The following is a 21,585-nucleotide window of genomic DNA, read 5'->3' on the forward strand; positions in this document are numbered from 1 at the left end:
AGAAAGTAGAGATTTTTCTACAATTTCTAGAGCTTTTTTCTTTGGACCAAAACATCGAGTATAGAAAACAACAAGAGAAAGAGGAGAGATTATTTATGAAGAAAAATCTGTTAAAAAAATATGGTGCCCTAGCAACTACTATCGCATTATCATTCTCAATACTTGCAGGATGTAATGCTAGTCCAAAACAAGCAGCAGAGGCAAAAAGCACTCAAAACCCTATCTTAATTCAAGGTCCAATGCCAATAGAAGCTGAAAAATTTGCAAAAAGGTTAAAAAATGTGAAAGAAGAAAAATCTGGGAGTTTCGTATTTTATAAAGGAACTGTAGACAATTATCCTGTAATCGTTGCGAAAACAGGTAAAGGAATGGAAAATACAGCAGCCGCTACAGCAGTGGCTATTGAAAAATATAAGCCTATAGCGATTATTAACCAAGGAACATCAGGTGGACATGATCCTAATTTAAACGTATTTGATATTGTTTTAGGAAAACAAGTGGCGAATATAGGTTCGTTAAAAACAACAAATATGAATGAGAACCAAGGGATTGAGCCGGCAAAATGGATATCTATGGACCTGATGGCTTCTGAAGGAAGTGCAGGAGAAGATCCAAATGCTGAGAAAATCCGATACTATGAGGGAGATAAGGATTTACTTGCAGCAGCTAATGCAGTGAAAGATAAATATACAAAAGGTAAAGTGGTGGAAGGTACTATTGGTTCAGCAGACGTTTGGAATAATGAAGTTGATAGAATTAAGTGGTTCCATACAAAATACGGTACATCTGTAGAAGAAATGGAAGGCGCTGCCGCAGCGCAAATAGCCAAAGCTTATGACGTACCATTCTTAGGAATTCGAGTATTATCTAACAATAAAACAAACGGCGGAAAATACAATCCAAATACAGCAGCGGCAAATCAAGAATATGTATATGAAGTAGTTAAAAAGTATATAGATTCGATACCAAATAAATAGTAGTAGTTCTGTCTCAATATAAAAATGTTATCATTACTGCACAATGTGTTGTGAACTCAGAATTACCAAAGTTTCTTTAATTAAAATAGATTGGTGCCTTACATGGTATCCAATCTATTTTTGTACTTATTCTACAGAGGAAGAAGGGTTTTAAACAAAAAATAAATACAGTTATAGAAAAAAGAAAAGTCGAACGATTTATCAAATATGCATAATTGCATAAAAAAATTGAAATTTATAAGTTAACATTAAACTACTTTTTAATTGTAAAGAATATTTTAATAATCTTTACTAGAGAAGGATATTCCTTGTGAAAAGTAGATAAACAAAAAGTGTGGAAATAATACAGAATCAATAGAGTTTTGTATTAAATAAAAAGAAAAGGATGGGTATGGCTTTCTAAAAGTTTTTGGGGGCTAGAAAGCATTTTTTAGTTAATAGCTTCAAATTATATTTTAAAGGGGAAATGGGTATATGAAGTTCCGAAACACAAAACTTGCTATGGTTACACTATCATCATTTTTTATTTTAGGTTCTGCATCTCTATCATTCACAGATATCATACATGGTGAAGTAGTTTCTGCATCTCCACAAGTAGATACGTTTTCAGCACAAGAGATTACTGTAAAAAACTATGACGATACATATTATAATAACGCTATAGGAAAAACGGGTTTAGAATTAAAGAAGGAACTTCATAATGTTATTGATAATCATACAAAGTTATCATACAGTGCGGTTTGGGAAGCACTAAGAGATACTGATGAAGATCCAAATAATAAAAACAATGTGCTACTCTTATATACTGGGCGTTCGCAAGGGAAACTTACGAATGGTTCAGGAGTTGATAATTGGAACCGAGAGCATGTTTGGGCAAAATCTCACGGTGATTTTGGAACGGCTGCAGGACCTGGAACAGATCTGCATCATTTAAGAGCGACGGATGTATCTGTAAATAGTTCACGTGGAAATCTGGATTTTGATAATGGTGGTATGAATCATTCGGAAGCGACAGAATGTAAATATGATAGTGATTCTTGGGAACCTCGTGATAGTGTAAAAGGAGATATCGCTAGAATGCTGTTTTACATGGCTGTTCGTTACGAAGGAGACAACGGCGAAATAGACTTAGAATTAAATGAAAAGGTGAATAACAATAAAGATCCATACATGGGTAAACTATCCGTTTTACTAAAATGGAATGAACAAGACCCGGTAGATGATTTAGAGCGAAAGCGTAATGAAGTGATTTTTACAAAATATCAACATAATCGCAATCCTTTTATTGATCATCCTGAATGGGTAAATAAAATTTGGAATTAAAATATTTAAAGGTATTTTGCTTTGAGAGAAGGGATTGATCACTATGATCAATCCCTGTTTATATCTATACTAGAATAAGTGATTTTTATAGGATTGGAGAATAGAATAGATATTTTATCAAGTTAAGTATAATAAGAGTCTTTTAATACGGTCCCCATTCAATATTCACACCAACAATAAGAAAAATAAGTCCAATGATAAACCAAATGAATGCAAGTGGAGCCATGAAGCGAATCCATTTTCCATAAGAAATGCCGCTCGCTGCGAGAACGCCCATTAAAACACCAGAAGTTGGATTGAGGCAGTTCACTACACCTTCTCCAAGCATAACAGCCTGTACTGTAACTTGGCGTGTAATATGCATGAAATCGGCTAATGGAGCTAATATCGGAATGAAAATAACAGATTCTCCTGTCCCGGATGAAATGAGGAAATGTAATGCGGCACTACTTACATACATGCCGAGAACGCCAAATACAGGGCTATGTCCTTCGAGAGACTGTGCGAGTTGATTAACGATTGTATCAAGTAATTTGCCTTGTTCTAAAATGACTGAAATACAACGAGCCATTCCGACGATCAAAGCACCGTATATGAGATTTTGGCAGCCTGCTAGAAAAGTAGAAGCGATATCGTTTGCTTTCATACCACCTATTATTCCCGCTGTAATTGCTATGAATATAAAAGTAGCGGTCATTTCTGCGTCCGTCCAATGTAGACGAAAAGCGCCTATTAAAAATGCAATTAATGATAAAGCCGAAACGAGTAAAATTAATTTATGACGTATTGTCCAAGGAACTTCTGTTTTCTCTGTTTCTTTCTCACTTGAAAGAGCATTACTTGGAAACCAGTTATCTCCGAGTATGCTTCCTTTATTCGATTTTTTTAAGCGTTTTACATACCAATTAATATACAAAATGGTAGCAATTAAAAAAGAGATATAAATTGCCGTACGTAAACCAATTCCTGAAAACATCGGGAGTTCTGCGATTTTTTGTGAAATGCCTAAAGGTGAGGGAGATAAAATAGTAGCATTAAAACCAGCATAAGTGCCTAAATAAATAATTGCTACGCCGACGATAGCGTCCCATTTTAATGTGCGTGCAACGATGATGCCGATGGGGATAAAGCCGATAACTGAGTTCACGATAATACCAGTCGTTCCGAGAATAGAAAAGAGTGCGGCGACAATGCAAATGAAAAGTAATTGCTGATTACGAAATTTGTTAATTACATGATAGATTAAACCGTCAAGAGCACCTGTTTTTTCAAGAATTGCAATGGCTCCACCTGTAAATAAAATTAAGAAGATGATAGGAGCAGCAAGTGTCATTCCTTTTTCAATAGCGGTAAAAAAAGAAACAAACCCTACCGGCGATTGTGGAACAGAATGATAACTTCCTGGTAGTGTCGTTGTAACAGTACCGTTTGTGACTCTTTTAAATTCTCCAGCAGGAACGAAATATGTAGCTATTGCACAAAGTAAAGCAATAAAAAATAGTAGTACGTACGCGTCAGGCATTTTAAACTTTCGTTTACTCGGCTGTTTTTTTACCTCGGTCTGCAATTGCATAAAACCCCTCCTTTTTCACCTGGTTAATTTTTAATATTCTGAAATTTATCTGTGAAATAGATTATAATAAAGGTGGCTTCTTAAGGCAATAGTTTTTCTATCCTTTTTCTGCACATACAAATTCTTGCAGCATTAGACAGGGAAACGAAAAAAATCCAAGAATATGTAATATAAAAGGAAAAGAAAAGAGGGAAAGAGATGTGGAAAACTACGGATCTATGTGATGAATTTGAAAAGGAATTACAAATATGTCGCCAGTCTTTTCGGTCTTTCGGGAAGAAAAAACAATTCTATGGGAAAATCGCAACGGTAAAAGTGAAGGATGATAATGTACTAGTGAAGGAAGGATTGCAAACATTACCAGAAGGAACGGTATTAGTTGTTGATGGCGGAGCGTCTACGAATTGTGCGTTACTTGGTGATAATTTGGCAGCTATTGCGCAGGAAAGAAAGCTAGCGGGGATTATTGTGAATGGATATGTTCGTGATTCTAGTGAACTAAAGAATATAGATATTGGTATTTTAGCGTTAGGGACGATGCCAAATAGAAGTGTAAAAGAAGGAAAAGGAGAGCGAAATATTTTATTGCAATTTGGTGAAGTCGAATGGAAACCGAATGAATATGTTTATGTAGATGAAGATGGAATTATAGTTAGTGATAAAAGCTTACATAGTGAGGGATGACTTCTAATAATGGAAGGCTATTAAGCTATTATTCTTAGAAAATAAATCCGATAAAGCATGGACAAAATTCTTTGTCAATAGTAAAATGATACAGAAAATCAAAATTTGTAGAATGTATAGGTTTATCGATTTACGATAAAGTGAAACTTTAATCAGTGGGGATTTTGTTCATCCACACTGATTATTAGCCTTCACCAATCGGGCATTTACGGGCAGTTGATCCCCACTTAACTTCTTTGCTTTCGCTGAATTTGAGGTGGGGGTCTTACTGCTCGGCGAATAGCGGGATAACTTGAAAAGGGATTAAATTTTGCCTAGAAAAGTGAATGTTATCACAATGGTGCGTTCATAAACGAAATTATTTTTCCTATACAAATATAGCCGCGAATAATGCGGGTAGGAGGTGTTGTACATTTTTGTTCGACACTTACAAAAAGAGAGTGTCAACCGCATACCCTTAAAGGGTCTTTTTTTGTGTGAATGTTAGTAAAGGGAGGGAATTTTTGGATGGCAATGTTAAAGAAATGGCTGCTTACATCATTAATGGCAGTGGCACTTGTATTTGTTTCTTTTGCGAATACAGTACATATTACGTTTGCTGAAGGAAAGACAGCGAAACTTGCAATTATTGGTGAATCACAAAAAGGAATTATGTTATGTCCGAAAGAAGTTTCCATTGAAGATGGAGAAACAGCTTTTAGTTTGCTACAAAAAGTTATGGGTGACAAAGTAACATCTGAAAGTATGTCATTTGGAACGTATATAAAGGGCATCGATGGATTAATGGCCGGAGCAACGAGCGGTTGGTTGTATGATGTAAATGATAAATCTGCAGAAGTTGGGGCGGATAGTTATAAATTAGAGTCTGGGGATGTTGTTGCATTTCGTTACGTTGCAGACTGGAGCAATATGAGTCAACAAACGTTGCAACAAACGTTAGATAAATTTGGCACTTGTAAAACTGTAGAAGAGCCAAAACCAGAGGAACAGAAAACAGAAAAGCCAGATGGTAAACCAGAAGAACAGAAAACAGAAAAGCCAGATGGTAAGCCAGAAGAACAGAAAACAGAAAAGCCAGATGGTAAGCCAGAAGAACAGAAAACAGAAAAGCCAGATGGTAAACCAGAAGATAAAGTAACAGAACAACCAAAGCAAGAGAAAGTCGAAATTCCAGCAGCACAATTAAACGAAGCGATTTCTAAAACATCAGAAAAGATGTTACAAGATGGAATTGGTAGTGATTGGGTTGCGATTGGACTTGCTCGTTCAGGTGTAAATGTTCCGCTTGAAACGAAAATAAACTATGTTAAGCCAGTAGCTGAAAAGGTTAAGAAGCGTTTAAATCGTTTTTCAGCAACAGATTTAGCTAGAACGATTATTATGATGAATGCAATGAATGTTGATCCTACAAAGGTAGAGGGACAAAATTTAGTACAAAATTTATTTGAATCAGATAAAGTGAATTCTGTTACAGGATACGCATTTACATTACTTGCATTAGATACAAAGAAATATGAGATTCCGGCCGAAGCAAAATGGAATCGAGCTGCTTTAGTACAAGCACTTTTACAAGCACTTTTACAAGCGCAGCATACAGACGGTGGCTGGACATATGATAGTTCAAGTAGTAAAGAAAGTGCTAGTAACGTTGATGTAACAAGTATGGTATTAGCAGCATTAGCTCCTTATCAAGATCAAGCAGATGTAAAGCCAGCTATTCAAAAAGCTGTTGATTATTTATACAAGCAGCAGCTAGGTAATGGTGGTTTTGCCGCTGATGGACAAGAGAATTCTAATAGTACTGCACAAGCAATTATTGGACTATCGCTAGTTAAAGATGTAGATCACGATCGTCTTAATAAAGCAGTACAAAATTTAATGTCATACCAGCTTCCAAATGGTGAGTTTAAATGGTTACCAAGTGATCAAAAAGGTAGCGGAATGGCTACAGAGCAAGCATTTTTAGCTTTACTTCAGTTTAAAGATCTTGGAAAATCGATTTATGATTGGTCAAATGTAGTAGAGAATGAAATTGATACGAAACCAATTGTAGAGCCAGAGACAACTGTAGAAGAAAAAGAAGTTGTAGAACAGCCGAAACAACAAGAAGAGTTACAAGAACAACCAAAAGATGAAAATCTAAAAGTTGTTGTAGATAACGAACGAGTTAATAAAGAAACAAACAAGAATAAGAATCAATTACCACAAACAGGAGCATCTTCTCATAGTGCAGCTCCACAAGTAGGTATGGGTGTATTATGTATCGCTTCTGCATATGTATTATGGAGACGTAAAGCAGCTTAACAAAAATTAGGAGCAATCATTTGCTCCTAATTTTATTATAAAAGTGAGGGCTAATAATGAGTGGGGATGAACAAAATCTCCACTCATTAAAGTTTCACTTTAATATGAAAGGTGAGGGACAGCATGAGTAAGATGAAATGGTTCATTTCTTTAGTTCTTTCATTGGGATTATTAGCCGGATGTGAAGAAACGGCTGTAAAACCTGAGAAGAAGGCAGAACCGAAGCAAGAAGAGCAAAAAGAAGTAGCGAAACAGGAAGAACAAAAAGATGTACCGAAACCGGAAGAGAAGCAAGCTGAACCGGAACAAAAACCACAAGAAGAGCAGAAAGATAAACAAGAACAAAAAGTAGAAGAGAAACCGAAAGAAGAAAAAGCGCAGGAACAACCTGAAGTAAAGAAAGAAGAGAAACCAAAGGAACAGCCTGCTGCAAATAAACAACCAGAGCAACAGAAAGCGCCAGAAGTAAAAGAAGAGGCGAAGGTTGTTAATCAGCCGAAAGAAACACCGAAACAGGAGCAAAAGGAAGATCCGAATAAAGAGGAGAAAACGATACCGACTCCGGTAGTACCAACTCCTGAACCACCAAAACCAGATCCAGTACTAGTACCGAAACCGCAATCGAAACAAGTTACTATCTCCGTAAAAGGTCATGAAGGATACTTATTAGGTGCGAAAAAGGTTGATGTACAAGAAGGTGACACAGTTTACAGTGTGCTAACGGGCACAGGACTAGAGGTTGATGCAATGGGCTCTAAAGGTGATATTTATGTAAAAGGTATTAATGATTTATACGAGAAAGATATTACTACTACTAGTGGCTGGAAATATCGTGTGAACGGTGCTTTTCCAAACTATAGTGCTGGTGTAGTTAAAGTAAAACCAGGCGATACAATTGAGTGGGTGTTTGTATTAAAATAGGAAAGGATCTTCGGTAAAGGACTATGAAAATAAGCTTTTCTTCTTTACATCCTTTTGTTAATTTTTTCTATTATATTGGGGTGATGATACTATGTATGATGTGTCTTCATCCTCTTTTTTTAATTGGAGCGATTATACTAATAGTAATCTTAAATATAGTACAAGGAAATGGCGAGAAAATAAGAAACATGCTGCCAAGTACTATCGTATTCTTTCTAATGGTAATTTTATTTAATTCTTTATTAACGCATAGAGGGGCGACTACGTTATTTTGGTTAGGAGATAGCCGGATTAAGCTTGAGGCAGTTATGTTTGGGCTTGTTATGGGGTTATTATTAGTTGCGATTATGTTTACGTTTGCTTCTTATAACGATATTATTTCGAGTCATAAATTTTTATATTTATTTTCGAGAATTTCACCGAAAGTAGCATTGTTAACGATGATTACAGTGAGGTTTGTTCCTTTGTTTATTAGGCGGTTAAAGAAAATTACACTCGTCCAAAAAACGAAAGGTGTGCAATTAGATTCAGGTTCACTCATTGAGCGTATAAAAAATGGAATGAAATTACTGCAAGTGTTATTAGTTTGTTCGTTAGAAGATGCACTTCAAACGGCAGATTCTATGCAAGCTCGTGGGTTTGGTGTAACGAAGCGTACGACATATATTCGATATAGAATGGAAAGACGTGATTTGTATACGCTAAGTTATTTAGTTTTTCTATTAATAACTTCATTTATATTTAGTTATTATGGCGGTGGGAAATTGATTATCTATCCGAAAGTGGAATCAATACTGTTCCAGCAATACGATGGAATGATGTTTTTCCTATTTATGATGTTTATTAGTTTACCGATTATGATGGAAGGAAGGGAATCGATATGGTGGCGCATGCAGAAATAAAGAATTTATCATTTATATATGCTGATGAAAATGAAGAAGCGTTACAGCATATTTCTCTTTCTGTTCAAAAAGGAGAATTTATAGTACTTGCTGGCGGTTCAGGTTCTGGGAAGACAACTTTATTAAAACATTTTAAAAAGGAATTACTGCCAATTGGCACGCGTTCAGGAGAGATATTTTATGATGACGTTTTATTAGAGGGAGTACCTGATTTATTATCTGCACAAGACATTGGTATGGTATTTCAAAACCCAGAAAATCAGCTCGTAATGGATACAGTGATTCAAGAATTAGCATTTTCTTTAGAAAATATCGGGTTACCATCACATATTATTCAAAAAAGAATAGCGGAACTTATTAGCTTTTTAGGATTTCAAGATTTGTTACATCAATCTGTTCATACTTTATCTGGTGGTCAAAAACAACTAGTAAATTTAGCAGCAGTATTAGTCATGCAGCCGAAGTTATTATTACTGGATGAACCGACAGCGCAGCTAGATCCGATTGCTGCAAAAGAGTTTTTAGGATTATTAAAACGTATTAATGAAGAACTTGGAATTACGATCGTTTTAAGTGAACATCGTCTGGATGAAGTGATACCACTTGCAACACGCGTTATTTGTATGAATAACGGCCGAATCGTTTATGATGGTAGTCCTAAAACGGTTATAGCTAACATGTGGGAAGTTGAAAAGTTCCGTCCATTTATCCCGCAAATTCCAAGATTGTTTTTAGAGTGGAATGTAGAAGATATTCCGTTTACAGTGCGAGAAGCGCAAATGAAAATGAATGATTTTTCAGCGATATCATATAGGGATGGGCAAGTAGAACAGTGTGAAAAGCAAGAAGTGATCTTAAGTGCAGAACATATATCTTTTCAATATGAGAAAAATAGTCCCCTTATTTTACGAGATTTAACAGTGAACATCGAAAAAGGAAAATGGACAGCTCTAGTTGGGAAAAACGGAACCGGGAAGTCTACACTGTTAACGATTTTAGCAGGATTACAAAAAGCTAGAAGAGGGAAAGTAAAGTGGAGTGGAAAAGTGATACATAAAATTGATTCGAAAGAACGATTTAAAAGTATAGGATATGTATCGCAGCACCCATACTATCATTTTACATTTGATACAGTGTGGGAAGAAGTGTATGAACGTGCAAGTGAATTATACGGAGAACAAGGAAAAGAAATAGCAGAAAATATGCTAAAACAGTTTTGGTTATATTCGCTTAAAGAACGTCATCCGCATGATTGTAGCGGCGGGGAACAACAATTACTCGCATTATGTACAACGTTATTATCAAAGCCGACTTTATTATTGCTTGATGAACCGACAAAGGGTAACTAACTGTTACGATTTATTTAACCAATTATAACCAAAGTTAATTAAATATATCAGTAAGCCCTGCTAGTCAAGTGATTGGCTAGTAGTGAGGGTTAACTGCGGGCAATCCCTAAAGCTGATTGAACTACAACGTGGCTAGAAATAGCGAGCGTGAATGTTGCGAAAGCAGAAAAAATCAATCAGATCGTGCAAGGTTAAATCCTAAACACTAGAACAATGGGTCTTCCGCCTCGAATCATCTAAGTCAAAATGGATAAGATGAACGTTCAACGACTATCTCGTATAACTGACGAGAGTACACCACAAGCCTATGGTGGTGGAAAAATCCTCTATCCCTAAAGAGATAAACATATAGTCTGCGCTCATGTGAAAACATGAGAAGTTCATAAGAGAACTGGCTAAGGAATTGCGCCCTTAGTTGAACAAGATAAATTTTATTGAATCTATCAAACTTCATTGAAAATATCGAACGTATGTGCTATGTTTGGTTCAATGAGGTGAGAATCATAATGAAATTTTCACGAGTTAGTCAAGTATCAGAATTAACAGGTTTGCATCCGAGTAATCTAAGGAGAATGCTGGTGGAACACGCTACTATTCAGAAGAACAAATCTTTCATTAAAGGAGTTAAATTCTGATGATATTGGCGAAGAAAGTCAGACTAATTCCAATGCCTGAACAAGAAAAAGTGCTTAGAAACCATGCTGGTGCTGCAAGATTTGCTTATAACTATTGTAAAAGAATGAGTGATAGATACTATAAGCTATTTGGAAAATCTGTTTCACAGTTAGCTTTACAGAAACGATTTACAAAGATCAAGAAGCGAAAGAGATATGAGTGGTTAAAAGACATTAATGCACAAGTGCCCAAACAGGCTTCAAAAGATTTTGATACGGCGAGAAAACATTCGTTCAAAAAGTACAAAAATGGTTATCACACTTCTTATAAATCCAAAAAAGATTTAATCCAAGGATTTTATGCCAATTATGAAAGACTGATTATAGGAAAGAAAGTAGTTGATATTCAGTCCATTGGAGAAGTGAAAACAAGCCAACAACTACCAAGAAACAAAAAACCATCAAATCCAAGAGTTACCTTTGATGGTCGTCACTGGTGGATTAGTGTAGGATTCCAAGAAGACTTTGAATTACAAGCACTAACCAATGAGTCGATTGGTGTGGATGTTGGTTTAAAAGAGCTGTTTGTAGCTTCTAATGGTATGAAAGAACGAAATATAAACAAAGATGCCAAGGTTAAAAAACTTTTGAAAAGGAAAAAGTCAGCACAAAGAGATATGTCTAGGAGATTTAAAAAAGGTGTAAAAATTCAATCTGCCGGATATGAAAAAGCGAAAACTGAGCACCTGCGGTTATCTAGGAAAATTACGAATATCCGAAATAACCATATCCATCAAGCAACAGCTAAATTGGTGAAAACCAAACCAATGAGAATTGTTGTGGAAGACTTACCTATCTCAAACCTGTTAAAAAACAAAAAACTATCGAAAGCATTTTCCTTTCAAAAATTAAACTTCTTCTTTCAATGTTTGTCATACAAGTGCGAGAAGTATGGCATTGCATATGTAAAAGCTGATAAATGGTTCGCCTCAAGCAAGATTTGTTTATGTTGCGGAGTAAAATACGACCATTCAGTTCAACCAGAAGGACAGTGGAGTTTAAAAATACGTGAGTGGTGTTGTGTTAGGTGCAATAGCCATCACGATAGGGATGTAAATGCTGCGATAAATTTATCAAGATGGGTAAAATAAATGCTTGATAATAGGAGGTAACGATACTGCCTCGTGTGGAGTGTTATACCCCTCGTCCCTTCGGGGTTGCGAGAACACGATGAAGCACTAACTCGTGTAAATTTGATTGAATTGTATAGATTTAGTTAAGTTTATCGTATCGGACTAGATCCATGGAAAAAGGAAAGAGTAGGAGAGCTATTTAAGCAGTTGCAAAAAGAAGGTACAACAATTGTAATGGCAACGCATGATATTGAGTTTGCAGCGAAATACGTTGATCAGTGCATGATGTTATTTGATGGGAAAGTCATTATGAATGATGCACCGAAAGAGTTCTTTAGTGGTAACTTCTTTTATACAACATCTATTAATCGATTCATCCGTAGAGAGTTGCCATTTGCATTAACGTGGGAGGATGTGTACGAAGCGTGTCCAAACGATATGTTGCATTCATAATATTTATTTTTGCCGTTGTAATATGTACACTACTCTTTACGACTCTGATTATGGACGGGTATTACATGGTAAGTAGCTTGTTTTTATTAGCTGTCATTATGCTACCTTTCTACGTCCGTTTTGAAAGGAAGGCGTTTGTTTCACGTGAAATTGTTATCGTTGCTGTGTTAGCGGCGATTGCAGCGGTTAGCCGGGTACCATTTTCTATTTTACCAAGTGTACAACCGACTTCTTTTGTCATTATCGTTTCTGCAATTGTTTTTGGGAGTGAAACTGGCTTTATGATTGGGGCAACGGCGGCTATTGTATCTAACATTTTTTTAGGACAAGGTCCGTGGACGCCGTGGCAAATGTTCTCTTGGGGCATGATAGGGTTTATAGCTGGATTACTTCGAAATACATTTTTGATGAAAAAACTATGGGGACGACTCATATATGGATTTATCGTTGGATTTTTATTTGGCTGGATTATGAATTTTTGGGGACTTCTTGGTTTTATACAGGAAGCAACGTGGGAAACAATTATTGCCTACTATATCGCAAGTTTTTACTTTGATCTGAGTCACGCAATATCGAATGTTATTTTCCTTCTGTTATTTAGTACGTCATGGATTACGATCCTCACAAGATTTAAAAAGAAATACGGTATATTAGATGAGCATAACGTGACATAGAAAAGCATACTCATATAAGGTAGGGTCGCGACTTACATATTCGTTTGCCTCTTTCATGCTTCTTACATATTGTAAGGAGCATTTTTTATTGTCAAAAAATAGATCTAATATATATCCGTTATTATATGAAATTATTTGTATAATAGTAGGTGAGAACTATTTTCAAGAGGGAGGTGTATAGTTAATGAAGTTAGTTATTCCGAAGCAACATGGAGCATGGGCGATGCTTGTCATACCATTTCTATTAAGTGTATTACTTGGTAAACCTACTTTTTATCATATCCCATTGTTTTTAGCCTGGTTCTTTATCTATCTAGCCACGTATCCATTTCTCATGTACATAAGGCAAAGACGAAAAAAAGAATTTCTACACGCTACAATTGTTTATTTTATCATTGCATTTGTATTTGGGATGATTTCTTTATTATATGAATGGCGAATTCTTTTATTCGCAGTATTAATGATTCCATTGTTTATTGTAAATATGTATTACGCTCATCAAAAAAATGAACGAGCATTACTAAATGACATTTGCGCGATTATAGTGTTTTGTATAGGCGGCTTAATAAGTTATTATTTCTCCATGAAATTTATTGATAGAACAGCATTATTCATTGCGCTTATTTCATTTCTATATTTTTTAGGAAGTACCTTTTATGTGAAAACGATGATTCGTGAAAAAAATAATCCGAAGTATCGTTTTATATCTTGGGGATACCATATTGTATTAACAGTAATTGTATTTGCTATAAATCCATGGTGTTCACTCATATTTGTACCAAGTGTAATTCGGGCCATTATGTTGTATGGCAAAAAGATTTCTATATTAAAAGTAGGGATTTTAGAAATTTTTAATTCTGTATATTTTTTAATAATAACGGTAATAATGATGAAGTATGCCATTTGAAAAAACTTCCCATCTTTTGATGGGAAGTTTTCATTCTTGTTCTAAAATGTGAACGGTATAATCACATCTTTGTAATGCCTGCTCTACAGCGTAAAGGGATTGTTCAATGCGTGCGCGATTAAAATCTTCTTCAACAGTTTGTAATGCATCTTCTAAACAATGTTTCGCTTCTTGTAAGGAATGAAAAGAATCTTGTACGTATCCACGAGCATTCTTTTTCAAAGTAGTAGCCTCCTTTTGTACATCTTTTTGTAGTATGAACAATAAAGAAGAAAATATAATTTTTTATATTTATTTGACAATTATAATAAAATTACGTATAGTTAAATTTAAAGTGAATATTTTCTTATCCAGAGAGGTGGAGGGACTGGCCCGATGAAACCCAGCAACCGCGATGCAGGTGCTAATTCCAGCAGAACATATTTGTTCTGGGAGATAAGACGAAGATATACGTAACTTCTTCTTATCGGAGAGGTTTTTTTGTTGCAAAAAAACCGATTACGAAAACATATAATAAGAAGAAAGGGGTTGCGAAGTACTGTGACACTCGAAAAATACGTAAAACTGCGTAGTACAGTTTATGAATATATGATAGAGCAAGATAAGCCAATATCATTGTTAGATATTCAAGAACATATCGTTTCGCATCATGAAGGAAAATTCACTAAAAAAATGTTACATCAATTTTATTTATCAAGACTATTAGATGAACTCAAACTGGATGGGAAAATTACTTTAGCTGATGATGAATATCGCCATGCTGAAAAAGGGGTATTTTATAAGGCGGGAAAAGGGAGCTGAGCTCTCTTTTTTTTGAAGTATGTAGAGTAAAAGACTGCTAAAGCAGCCTGATACAAGGGAATGGTGTTGAGTGTGTAGTGTCAAAGATTGAATGTGCCTGAAAGAGGCACTTCATATCGGCTGCAAATGAAAAGAGACACCTCCGCCGAATAGGTGTCAGTCGTTTTGTCACGTAGACTCGCTACTTGACAGTTATTAGAATAACATGCAGGATTTTGGAAGTCAAAAGGGAATTAGAGGAAGAGGTGTTGTGATGTATGCATACTTATTAAAAGATATAATGAAATGGATTCCAAAGTACATTATAGATAGAGGATATGAATATTATGAAGAGGGACATGTAGAAGATGTTGAAATACACGACAAGAAAGTATTTGCTTTCGTTACTGGAAATGCAGGGAATTATGAAGTGATTATTGATCTTGAAGATTTTGCAGAAAGCAGCTGCGAGTGTCCTTATGAAAATTATTGTAAACATATGGCGGCAGTTGTGTATGAAATTCAAGGTGCTGGTGAGAGTACAGTTAAAGAGCAATTGAAAGGTTTAGAAAAAGAAGAGTTACTAACAGTATTAAATCGTTTGTTACAAAGTTCGAAAAATGTGCAAATTGTAGAGAAGATGTTAAAGAAGGAGAAACTTTAACTAAAGAGGGAGTTGTTTTGTAGTGAACGTACTAATTATATATGCTCATCCTAATCCTTCAAGCTTTAATGGGGCAATTTTAGAGCATGTGCAAAAAGGACTTGAGGAAACAAATCATTCTGTTACGCTACTTGATTTATATAAAGAACAATTTGATCCAGTGCTTGTATTTAATGAAGAGAAGAAAAGACGTGATTTACTAAATGAAGAAGAGACGAAGCGATATAGAGAATTAGTGCAGAAAGCGGATATTCTTCTTTTCATATATCCGATATGGTGGTGGGGCATGCCTGCTATTTTAAAAGGATTTATCGATCGTATTTTTGTAGCTGGATTTGCTTATAAATATGAGGGGTCATTACCGAAAGGCTTATTTAAAGGAAAGAAAGCATGGGTTATTAATACGTTAGACTCACCGTTATGGTACGTGGCACTATTATATCGATCAGCGGATTGGATTATGATGAAAAGAGGGGTTTTACGTTTTTGTGGTATTGGCAATATAAAACGTTCTACTTTTCAATCTGTGAAAACGAGTAAAGTAACGAAGCGTGAAAAATGGCTGTTACAAATAGAAGAAGCGGCTCGTACATTATGAATGAAATCGATCGTATTATAAAGTGTTGCAATTGTGATGACGAACTTTTGCGTACGTATATTAATTGTTTAGTCCAATTGAAGAAATACAGCGAAACGTTTCAACAAATTCAAATACAATTAAGAAATGATTATTTAATAAGAGGGATTTGTGAAAGAGAAGTTGATGAGGTAATAAAGGGAAGTAAAGAATGCGAAACGTACGTTCTCCCTAAAGTATTGCAGTGGAATTTCCTTAAGAACAATCCTCATATGATTGAAAAAGTATGTGAAGATTTGTTTACATATGAAGCATTAAATCATGCAGAGGTAGAGTGGAGGAAGGTAATAAGCTGTATAGATAACGAATGATTTATTATATAAAAAAGCTAGTATAAAACTAGCTTTTCGTTTAAATAAATAAGAAACATAGACTAATGATAAATCCTGCATATAGTAAGTTAACAACACAAAATCCCATAATATCACGCGCGCTTAAATCAGCTATCGCTAATGCCGGTAATGCCCAGAAAGGTTGAATTAAATTTGTCCAAGCATCGCCCCATGCAATTGCCATCGCTGTTTTCGCGGCAGGTACACCAAGTTCAGCGCCAGCTGGAATCATAATTGGTGCTTGCACTGCCCATTGACCGCCTCCAGATGGAACGAAAATATTTACAATGCCAGCACTTAAAAATGTAAAGAGTGGGAATGTGGTTTCATTTGAAATACTAATAAAGAAAGTAGAAATAGCTCCTCCAAGCGAAAGACCTTCACTATTTACTCCAATCATCATCCCCATAATTCCAGCATAGAACGGAAACTGAAGTAAAATACCTGAAGCACTCTTAGTTGAGTCAGAGAAAGCGCGAATATATTGAATAGGAGTACGGTGGAAAATAAGACCGGCAATTAATAACATAAAAATAACGATATCAAGTGTAAGGTTAAAGCCTTTCGTACTAAAATAGTTAAAAATATAAATAAGACCTAATAATCCGATGCAAAGTGTAATAATCATACTATTTTCCATTTTTTCAGCGAACGTATTGTTCCCTACTTCTTGAGCGGCAGCTTCTTCATGGAATACGCTAGGATCTACAGTTATCGTATGTTTTTCATCTGGATGCATGGCCCGGTTAATGAGAGGCATCGTAACGAGAAAAATAATAACTGGCACGAGTGCGTATGGTGAGAATAACGTTTCTGTTATTGGAATCGCTTCTTTAATACTTCCAGCTGTCGTTTTAATTAACGTTTCGCCGCCTGTTGCTAACGTAAGAGGGATAGAAGCAGAAAGGCCTGCATGCCAAATGAGAAATCCAGAGTAGGAAGAAGCAATTGCTAACCTATAATCTAATCCTTCTAACTGTCTGGCCACTTCTTTTGCATATAAAACCGATACAACAATACCAAATCCCCAGTTTATGTATGCTCCTAGTAAACTTACGATTGAAATAGCAATAATACCTTGTCCATTTGTTTTCGGTAATTTCGCTGCTCTCGTTAATCCTTTTTTAATAAGAGGAGCGTTTGCTAATGCAGATCCTGTCACGAGTACAAGAGCCATTTGCATAGAAAAGGCGAGAAGTCCCCAAATGCCATTGCCCCAATGCGTAATCATTTCGACCGGTGTTTGGTGCGTGGCAAACATGCCGAAGAAGATAACGAAAACAGTTAATAAACATGATAAAATAAACGGTTCTGGTAAGAAACGCTGCACAAGGGCAACACATCCATTTGTAAATGAACGAAACAAAATAGATCAACCTCCTTATGTATGTTTATTACAATGTTCGAGGTTGTTTGGGGGATAACCTTTAATTTACGGAAAATTCAGACATTAAAGATGATTGTAATTTATTGATAGATTGATATTATTAATAAATGGATAGGCTTATACTAAGTTGGATAGATTAAAAAAGTGCACCTCCGATTGTTAGACTGTGTCTAATAATCGGAGGTGCACTTTTTTATTTACCTTATTGAACTAAAGCATCTGTTAGCATAATAGCAAATGATTAAAATCCACTATTTTTCCCAAAGCTCAATCAATCGCCCTTCAGGATCTTTAATCCAAATAAACTTTCCAAATTCACTAATCTCTTCTTTCTTTTCAAGAGGTACGCCAATTTGTTCAAGATGCTGAATAGTCTCGTTTAGATTATGTACTTGGAAATTTAACATCACTTGTTGTTCTGTAGGAAAATAACTATCATTCTCGGCAAAGAAAGAAAAGATAGTCTCAGTTCCTAATTCGGGTTTAATCACAGTCCCGTTCCAATTTTCTATTTCAATCTTCAACACTTCACTGTACCATTTTTTTATAACATCAAGATTTTTAGTTCTCCAAAATATTCCTCCGAAACCTTTTATCATCGTATTTAACTCCTATCTATCTTTAAATTTTTAATGACATAAGTTCAACCTTCAATAAAACGCAGTGCACAACGGGAATGGTGATCGGTAAGATCTTTTGCAAATTGTTGATTCGGAAATCCTCTGTGAAGCAATCTCAACCCGCCTGAAGTTAAGGATATATGATGATGGAATCGATAGAATAACATCCTGTTGGGGTCGAGAGTATCATTCTTTAAATATCGATAATAATCCCCAAATCGGAACTGCAAAAAACTGTGCTCATGCTCAATATCAAAGAACTCGGCTCCTTCGATATCAATCAAATAAGGTTCTAGTTTGTCATTAATTAATACATGATCAGGGCCGAGTTCCCCATGTATAAATCCATAACGACTTCTTGGTTCAATTTTTGATTCAAGCTCGTACAATGTATCGAGTAGATTGCTATGACTAGCCCTGATGCTGTCAATATGTTGGTATGCGTAATCTAAATCTCTTTTTGCATTCTTTATTTGCAAGTGATGACATTTTTCCGTGTTGATCCCACTTTGATTCGCTTTCCCATGAGTAAGTCTCTCGTTGGCATGCATGTCTGCCAGCATATCTCCTATCCGCTGAAACACTTTATCTTTAACATATGAATCGGAATGTTGAAAATAAACTTCTGCCTTTTGTCCATTTACATATTCAACGAGAGCATAATCATAAGGATAACGGTTTCTTTCCTTATTCAGATCATATAGAAGGGGGGTTTGAATTCCTTGTTGAATTAAATACTTGTTATTTAATTCAAATAAATCACTACTATAGGAGTGCTCATGTATATCTCGGTTTGCTATTTCTTCTTGAAAATAATTCATAGTAAGATCCCAAACATACAGAACGCAGGAAAATCCATTGCTGCAGTCAATCTTATAGACTACCTTTTGTGCACCGCCATGCATTTTCGTTACACTAGAAACCAAATAATTGGTACCAAAAACTTTTTGCATATACTCCTGTAAATCAGATTGATCAAGGTGACAAGTGATTCTCAATGAATAACACCCCTTTTCTTAGGTTTTGCTGTCAATCAAACTATATAAAAAATCTAACCAAAAGTATAGACTATTTATTTATAATTTGTTATGATGTTAGATTGTGTCTGGAAAAATAGTCATATAAAAACCCGTTGGAGCTTCAATGTTTTTTTGATGAAATCATTCTTACTTCTCAAATACCTCGCCACACAAAAACTTAAAATGTATTACAATGAATCTATACGATTTTTAATCCTTCTTCTTTTCACTAACTTTACCATTATTTTCAATTGAGTATTACTGCCCCGTCAGTTTAAGTAAAAAACCTTCACAATCTCAATGATATATTCAAACTCGAATAATCTAATTTCCTGAAAACGTTCCTCAACAATCTCGCCCTTTAGTGGAGTAACTTTATTGCTACTCAGCAGTTTCTTAATACGTCTTTCAGTTCAGATTTTCTTTTCACTATAAAAACCTCTCTTTAGATAAACAGATCTAAAGGGACAAAACATCGCGTCTTTTAAATAAACACCGTGACTTTATTTAAAAGCGATATTAAACATATTATTCAAATCCTGGAAGCATATGTTTGCCGCAAATGAAAAGAACCATAAGCTTGCCAAACGGAAAAATTATAATTTTGATAGCTGTCGTTATTTTTTATTCATATATTGGAAATGAATTTCATAATGCGGAAAAATAGGGGGATTTATATGTCAAAGTGGCAATCTAAAGAACAATTGGTTCAATTATTAAGCAATCTTGTTGAAATTCCTAGTATTACAGGTTCAGAAGCTGAAGTTATATTGCCAGACTTTGTTGTAGAACAATTATCTGACTTACAGTATTTCAAACAAAATCCGCATCATTTACAAAAAAATCCGACGGGGGATGGACGATATTTTGTTACAGCCCTAGTAAAGAAAAGTGATAGTACGAAAAATACTGTAATTCTTGTTAGTCACTTTGATGTTGTAGATGTACAGGATTATGGAGTGTGGAAAGAAGATGCATTTAACCCTAAAAAATTAACATCTATGTTTTATTCTCATAAAGATGAGCTACCAGATCATGTACGTGAAGATATAGAACAAGGAGATTGGCTCTTTGGTAGAGGAACAATGGATATGAAATGTGGTCTAACTTTACAAATGGCGATGGTTGAGCAAGCTTGTGAAGGAAGATTTGATGGGAATGTTCTTTTATTGGCTGTTCCAGATGAAGAAGTGAACTCTGTAGGGATGAGAGCTGCTGTTCCAAGATTATTAGACTTAGCAAAAGAACATGACTTAGAGTATAAAACGGTCCTAAATTCAGAGCCTATGTTTTCAAGACATCCTGGTGACCAAAATAAGTACATTTATACTGGTTCTATTGGTAAGGTGTTACCTGGTTTCCTTTGCTATGGAAAAGAGACACATGTAGGCGAACCTTTTGCAGGATTAAATGGGAGCTATATGGCTGCATTATTAACAGCGGAATTAGAGTTGAATACGGACCTTTGTGATATTGTAGAAGGGGAAGCGAGTCCACCACCAACTAACTTGCTTCAAAGAGATTTAAAGGAGGATTATTCTGTACAAATTCCTCATCGTGCTGTCACGTTATTTAACTTGTTTTTACTAGAAAAAACGATGACAGATGTAGTTTCATTGTTACGCCAAAAAGTAACGAAAGTAGCAGAGAAAATTGAAGAATTGTATGAGGAGCGAGCGTATCATTTTTCTAAGTATAATCCGTTCATACCGCCGAATCTTAAAGTAAATGTATTAACGTATGAAGAGCTTATCGCTTATGCAATTGAACAACATGGAAGAGAAAAAATGGATGAAATTCAATCCGATATTATAAAAAATAGAGAAGATAAAGATGATCGTGCAGTAACTATTGATTTAGTAGACAAATTAGCTATCTTATGTAAAGAAAAGGCTCCAATGATTGTACTTTTCTTTGCGCCGCCATACTATCCAGCTGTGAGTTCACGCAACAATCCTTTAATTAAAGAGGTAGTTGTAGAAATGGAAAAGTATGCCCACTATAATCATAGCATTACATTTGAAAACCAAAATTATTTTGGAGGAATTTCAGATTTAAGCTATGTGGGCTTACAAAACCCATTGGATTCAATGAGTTCTCTTGTCGACAATATGCCATTATGGGATAAAGGTTATTCGATTCCACTAGAGGAATTAGAAGAGTTTGACGTTCCAGTATTAAATATGGGACCAGTAGGAAAAGATGCACATCAATGGACGGAGCGTCTGGACGTAAATTACGCATTTGAAACGTTATTAGATATGCTACCTATATGTATTGAAAAACTACTTGTTTCTAATAAAGTTACACAGTCATAGTGTTTGCATAAGAG

At 35.4% G+C, this 21,585-nt stretch carries 19 protein-coding genes, 2 pseudogenes and 1 riboswitch; of the genes and pseudogenes, 16 read left to right on the plus strand and 5 right to left on the minus strand.

Annotated elements, in window-relative coordinates:
• Nucleotides 1-95: 95 nt before the first annotated feature.
• A complete protein-coding gene (locus tag MHH66_RS10215; RefSeq protein WP_078185446.1) occupies nt 96-977 on the plus strand; it encodes a 5'-methylthioadenosine/S-adenosylhomocysteine nucleosidase in 882 nt (293 codons plus the stop codon).
• A 474-nt stretch (nt 978-1,451) separates the two neighbouring features.
• Nucleotides 1,452-2,300 carry an endonuclease I family protein gene (locus MHH66_RS10220; RefSeq protein WP_078185447.1) on the plus strand — a complete coding sequence of 283 codons (849 nt, stop codon included), beginning with the start codon at nt 1,452-1,454 and terminating at the stop codon, nt 2,298-2,300.
• Nucleotides 2,301-2,442: 142 nt separating this feature from the next.
• Here the strand turns inward: MHH66_RS10220 and MHH66_RS10225 are convergent, their stop codons facing one another.
• Complete coding sequence (locus tag MHH66_RS10225; protein ID WP_078185448.1) at nt 2,443-3,873, minus strand: YfcC family protein; 1,431 nt, start codon at nt 3,871-3,873, stop codon at nt 2,443-2,445.
• A 198-nt stretch (nt 3,874-4,071) separates the two neighbouring features.
• On the opposite strand from MHH66_RS10225, the gene rraA reads away from it, so the two are divergent.
• From rraA to MHH66_RS10270, 9 genes and pseudogenes are all read left to right on the plus strand, one after another.
• Nucleotides 4,072-4,557 carry a ribonuclease E activity regulator RraA gene (gene rraA / locus MHH66_RS10230; RefSeq protein ID WP_078185449.1) on the plus strand — a complete coding sequence of 162 codons (486 nt, stop codon included), beginning with the start codon at nt 4,072-4,074 and terminating at the stop codon, nt 4,555-4,557.
• Nucleotides 4,558-5,064: 507 nt separating this feature from the next.
• Nucleotides 5,065-6,861, plus strand: a complete 1,797-nt coding sequence (locus MHH66_RS10235; protein WP_078185450.1) for a DUF4430 domain-containing protein — start codon at nt 5,065-5,067, stop codon at nt 6,859-6,861.
• Nucleotides 6,862-6,984: 123 nt separating this feature from the next.
• Entirely contained in the window at nt 6,985-7,782 is a 798-nt protein-coding gene (locus tag MHH66_RS10240) for a DUF4430 domain-containing protein (RefSeq protein WP_078185451.1), read from the plus strand.
• Between the two features lie 23 nt (nt 7,783-7,805).
• Complete coding sequence (locus MHH66_RS10245) at nt 7,806-8,684, plus strand: energy-coupling factor transporter transmembrane component T (RefSeq protein WP_033710053.1); 879 nt, start codon at nt 7,806-7,808, stop codon at nt 8,682-8,684.
• Nucleotides 8,663-10,027 (plus strand): annotated as a pseudogene (locus tag MHH66_RS10250) (ABC transporter ATP-binding protein); the annotation flags it as partial. The gene MHH66_RS10245 and the pseudogene MHH66_RS10250, both read left to right, overlap by 22 nt.
• A 640-nt stretch (nt 10,028-10,667) precedes the next feature.
• Nucleotides 10,668-11,798, plus strand: a complete 1,131-nt coding sequence (locus tag MHH66_RS10255; RefSeq protein ID WP_002165381.1) for an RNA-guided endonuclease InsQ/TnpB family protein — start codon at nt 10,668-10,670, stop codon at nt 11,796-11,798.
• A gap of 141 nt (nt 11,799-11,939) precedes the next feature.
• Nucleotides 11,940-12,233, plus strand: a pseudogene (locus MHH66_RS10260) (ABC transporter ATP-binding protein); the annotation flags it as partial.
• The gene (locus MHH66_RS10265) at nt 12,206-12,907 is read left to right on the plus strand and encodes an ECF transporter S component (RefSeq protein WP_063219357.1); all 702 of its coding nucleotides are present in this window, start codon (nt 12,206-12,208) and stop codon (nt 12,905-12,907) included. The pseudogene MHH66_RS10260 and the gene MHH66_RS10265, both read left to right, overlap by 28 nt.
• Before the next feature lie 184 nt (nt 12,908-13,091).
• Nucleotides 13,092-13,814: a YwiC-like family protein gene (locus MHH66_RS10270; protein WP_078185977.1), complete on the plus strand. Its 723-nt coding sequence runs from the start codon at nt 13,092-13,094 to the stop codon at nt 13,812-13,814.
• A gap of 30 nt (nt 13,815-13,844) precedes the next feature.
• On the opposite strand, the gene MHH66_RS10275 is transcribed toward MHH66_RS10270, so the two are convergent.
• The gene (locus MHH66_RS10275) at nt 13,845-14,036 is read right to left on the minus strand and encodes a hypothetical protein (protein ID WP_002084448.1); all 192 of its coding nucleotides are present in this window, start codon (nt 14,034-14,036) and stop codon (nt 13,845-13,847) included.
• A gap of 121 nt (nt 14,037-14,157) precedes the next feature.
• Nucleotides 14,158-14,256: riboswitch (SAM riboswitch) on the plus strand.
• A 38-nt stretch (nt 14,257-14,294) separates the two neighbouring features.
• Here MHH66_RS10275 and MHH66_RS10280 point away from each other — a divergent pair.
• The 4 genes from MHH66_RS10280 to MHH66_RS10295 all read left to right on the plus strand — a co-directional run bounded on the left by MHH66_RS10280 (nt 14,295) and on the right by MHH66_RS10295 (nt 16,206).
• Nucleotides 14,295-14,615 carry a hypothetical protein gene (locus MHH66_RS10280; protein WP_234803761.1) on the plus strand — a complete coding sequence of 107 codons (321 nt, stop codon included), beginning with the start codon at nt 14,295-14,297 and terminating at the stop codon, nt 14,613-14,615.
• Between the two features lie 205 nt (nt 14,616-14,820).
• Entirely contained in the window at nt 14,821-15,258 is a 438-nt protein-coding gene (locus MHH66_RS10285) for an SWIM zinc finger family protein (protein WP_002066108.1), read from the plus strand.
• 22 nt (nt 15,259-15,280) lie between these two features.
• On the plus strand, nt 15,281-15,856 hold the full coding sequence (locus tag MHH66_RS10290) for an NAD(P)H-dependent oxidoreductase (RefSeq protein WP_063219354.1): 576 nt from the start codon (nt 15,281-15,283) through the stop codon (nt 15,854-15,856).
• Nucleotides 15,853-16,206, plus strand: coding sequence for a hypothetical protein (locus MHH66_RS10295; protein ID WP_063219353.1), 354 nt, complete (start codon nt 15,853-15,855; stop codon nt 16,204-16,206). Before MHH66_RS10290 ends, MHH66_RS10295 begins: the two co-directional genes overlap by 4 nt.
• A gap of 40 nt (nt 16,207-16,246) precedes the next feature.
• On the opposite strand, the gene MHH66_RS10300 is transcribed toward MHH66_RS10295, so the two are convergent.
• From MHH66_RS10300 to MHH66_RS10310, 3 genes are all read right to left on the minus strand, one after another.
• Nucleotides 16,247-17,593 carry a short-chain fatty acid transporter gene (locus tag MHH66_RS10300; RefSeq protein WP_063219352.1) on the minus strand — a complete coding sequence of 449 codons (1,347 nt, stop codon included), beginning with the start codon at nt 17,591-17,593 and terminating at the stop codon, nt 16,247-16,249.
• A gap of 272 nt (nt 17,594-17,865) precedes the next feature.
• Nucleotides 17,866-18,213 (minus strand): VOC family protein, encoded by a 348-nt coding sequence (locus tag MHH66_RS10305; RefSeq protein WP_002033235.1) that lies wholly within the window; start codon nt 18,211-18,213, stop codon nt 17,866-17,868.
• A gap of 44 nt (nt 18,214-18,257) precedes the next feature.
• Complete coding sequence (locus tag MHH66_RS10310) at nt 18,258-19,187, minus strand: phosphotransferase (protein WP_002185385.1); 930 nt, start codon at nt 19,185-19,187, stop codon at nt 18,258-18,260.
• Nucleotides 19,188-19,930: 743 nt separating this feature from the next.
• Between MHH66_RS10310 and MHH66_RS10315 the strand changes: the two genes are divergently transcribed.
• The gene (locus MHH66_RS10315) at nt 19,931-21,571 is read left to right on the plus strand and encodes a M20/M25/M40 family metallo-hydrolase (protein WP_078185978.1); all 1,641 of its coding nucleotides are present in this window, start codon (nt 19,931-19,933) and stop codon (nt 21,569-21,571) included.
• The last annotated feature ends 14 nt before the right edge of the window (nt 21,572-21,585 follow it).

Origin of the sequence: Bacillus sp. FSL H8-0492 (assembly GCF_038006145.1) — a bacterium.
Classification (GTDB): Bacteria; Bacillota; Bacilli; order Bacillales; family Bacillaceae_G; genus Bacillus_A; species Bacillus_A mycoides.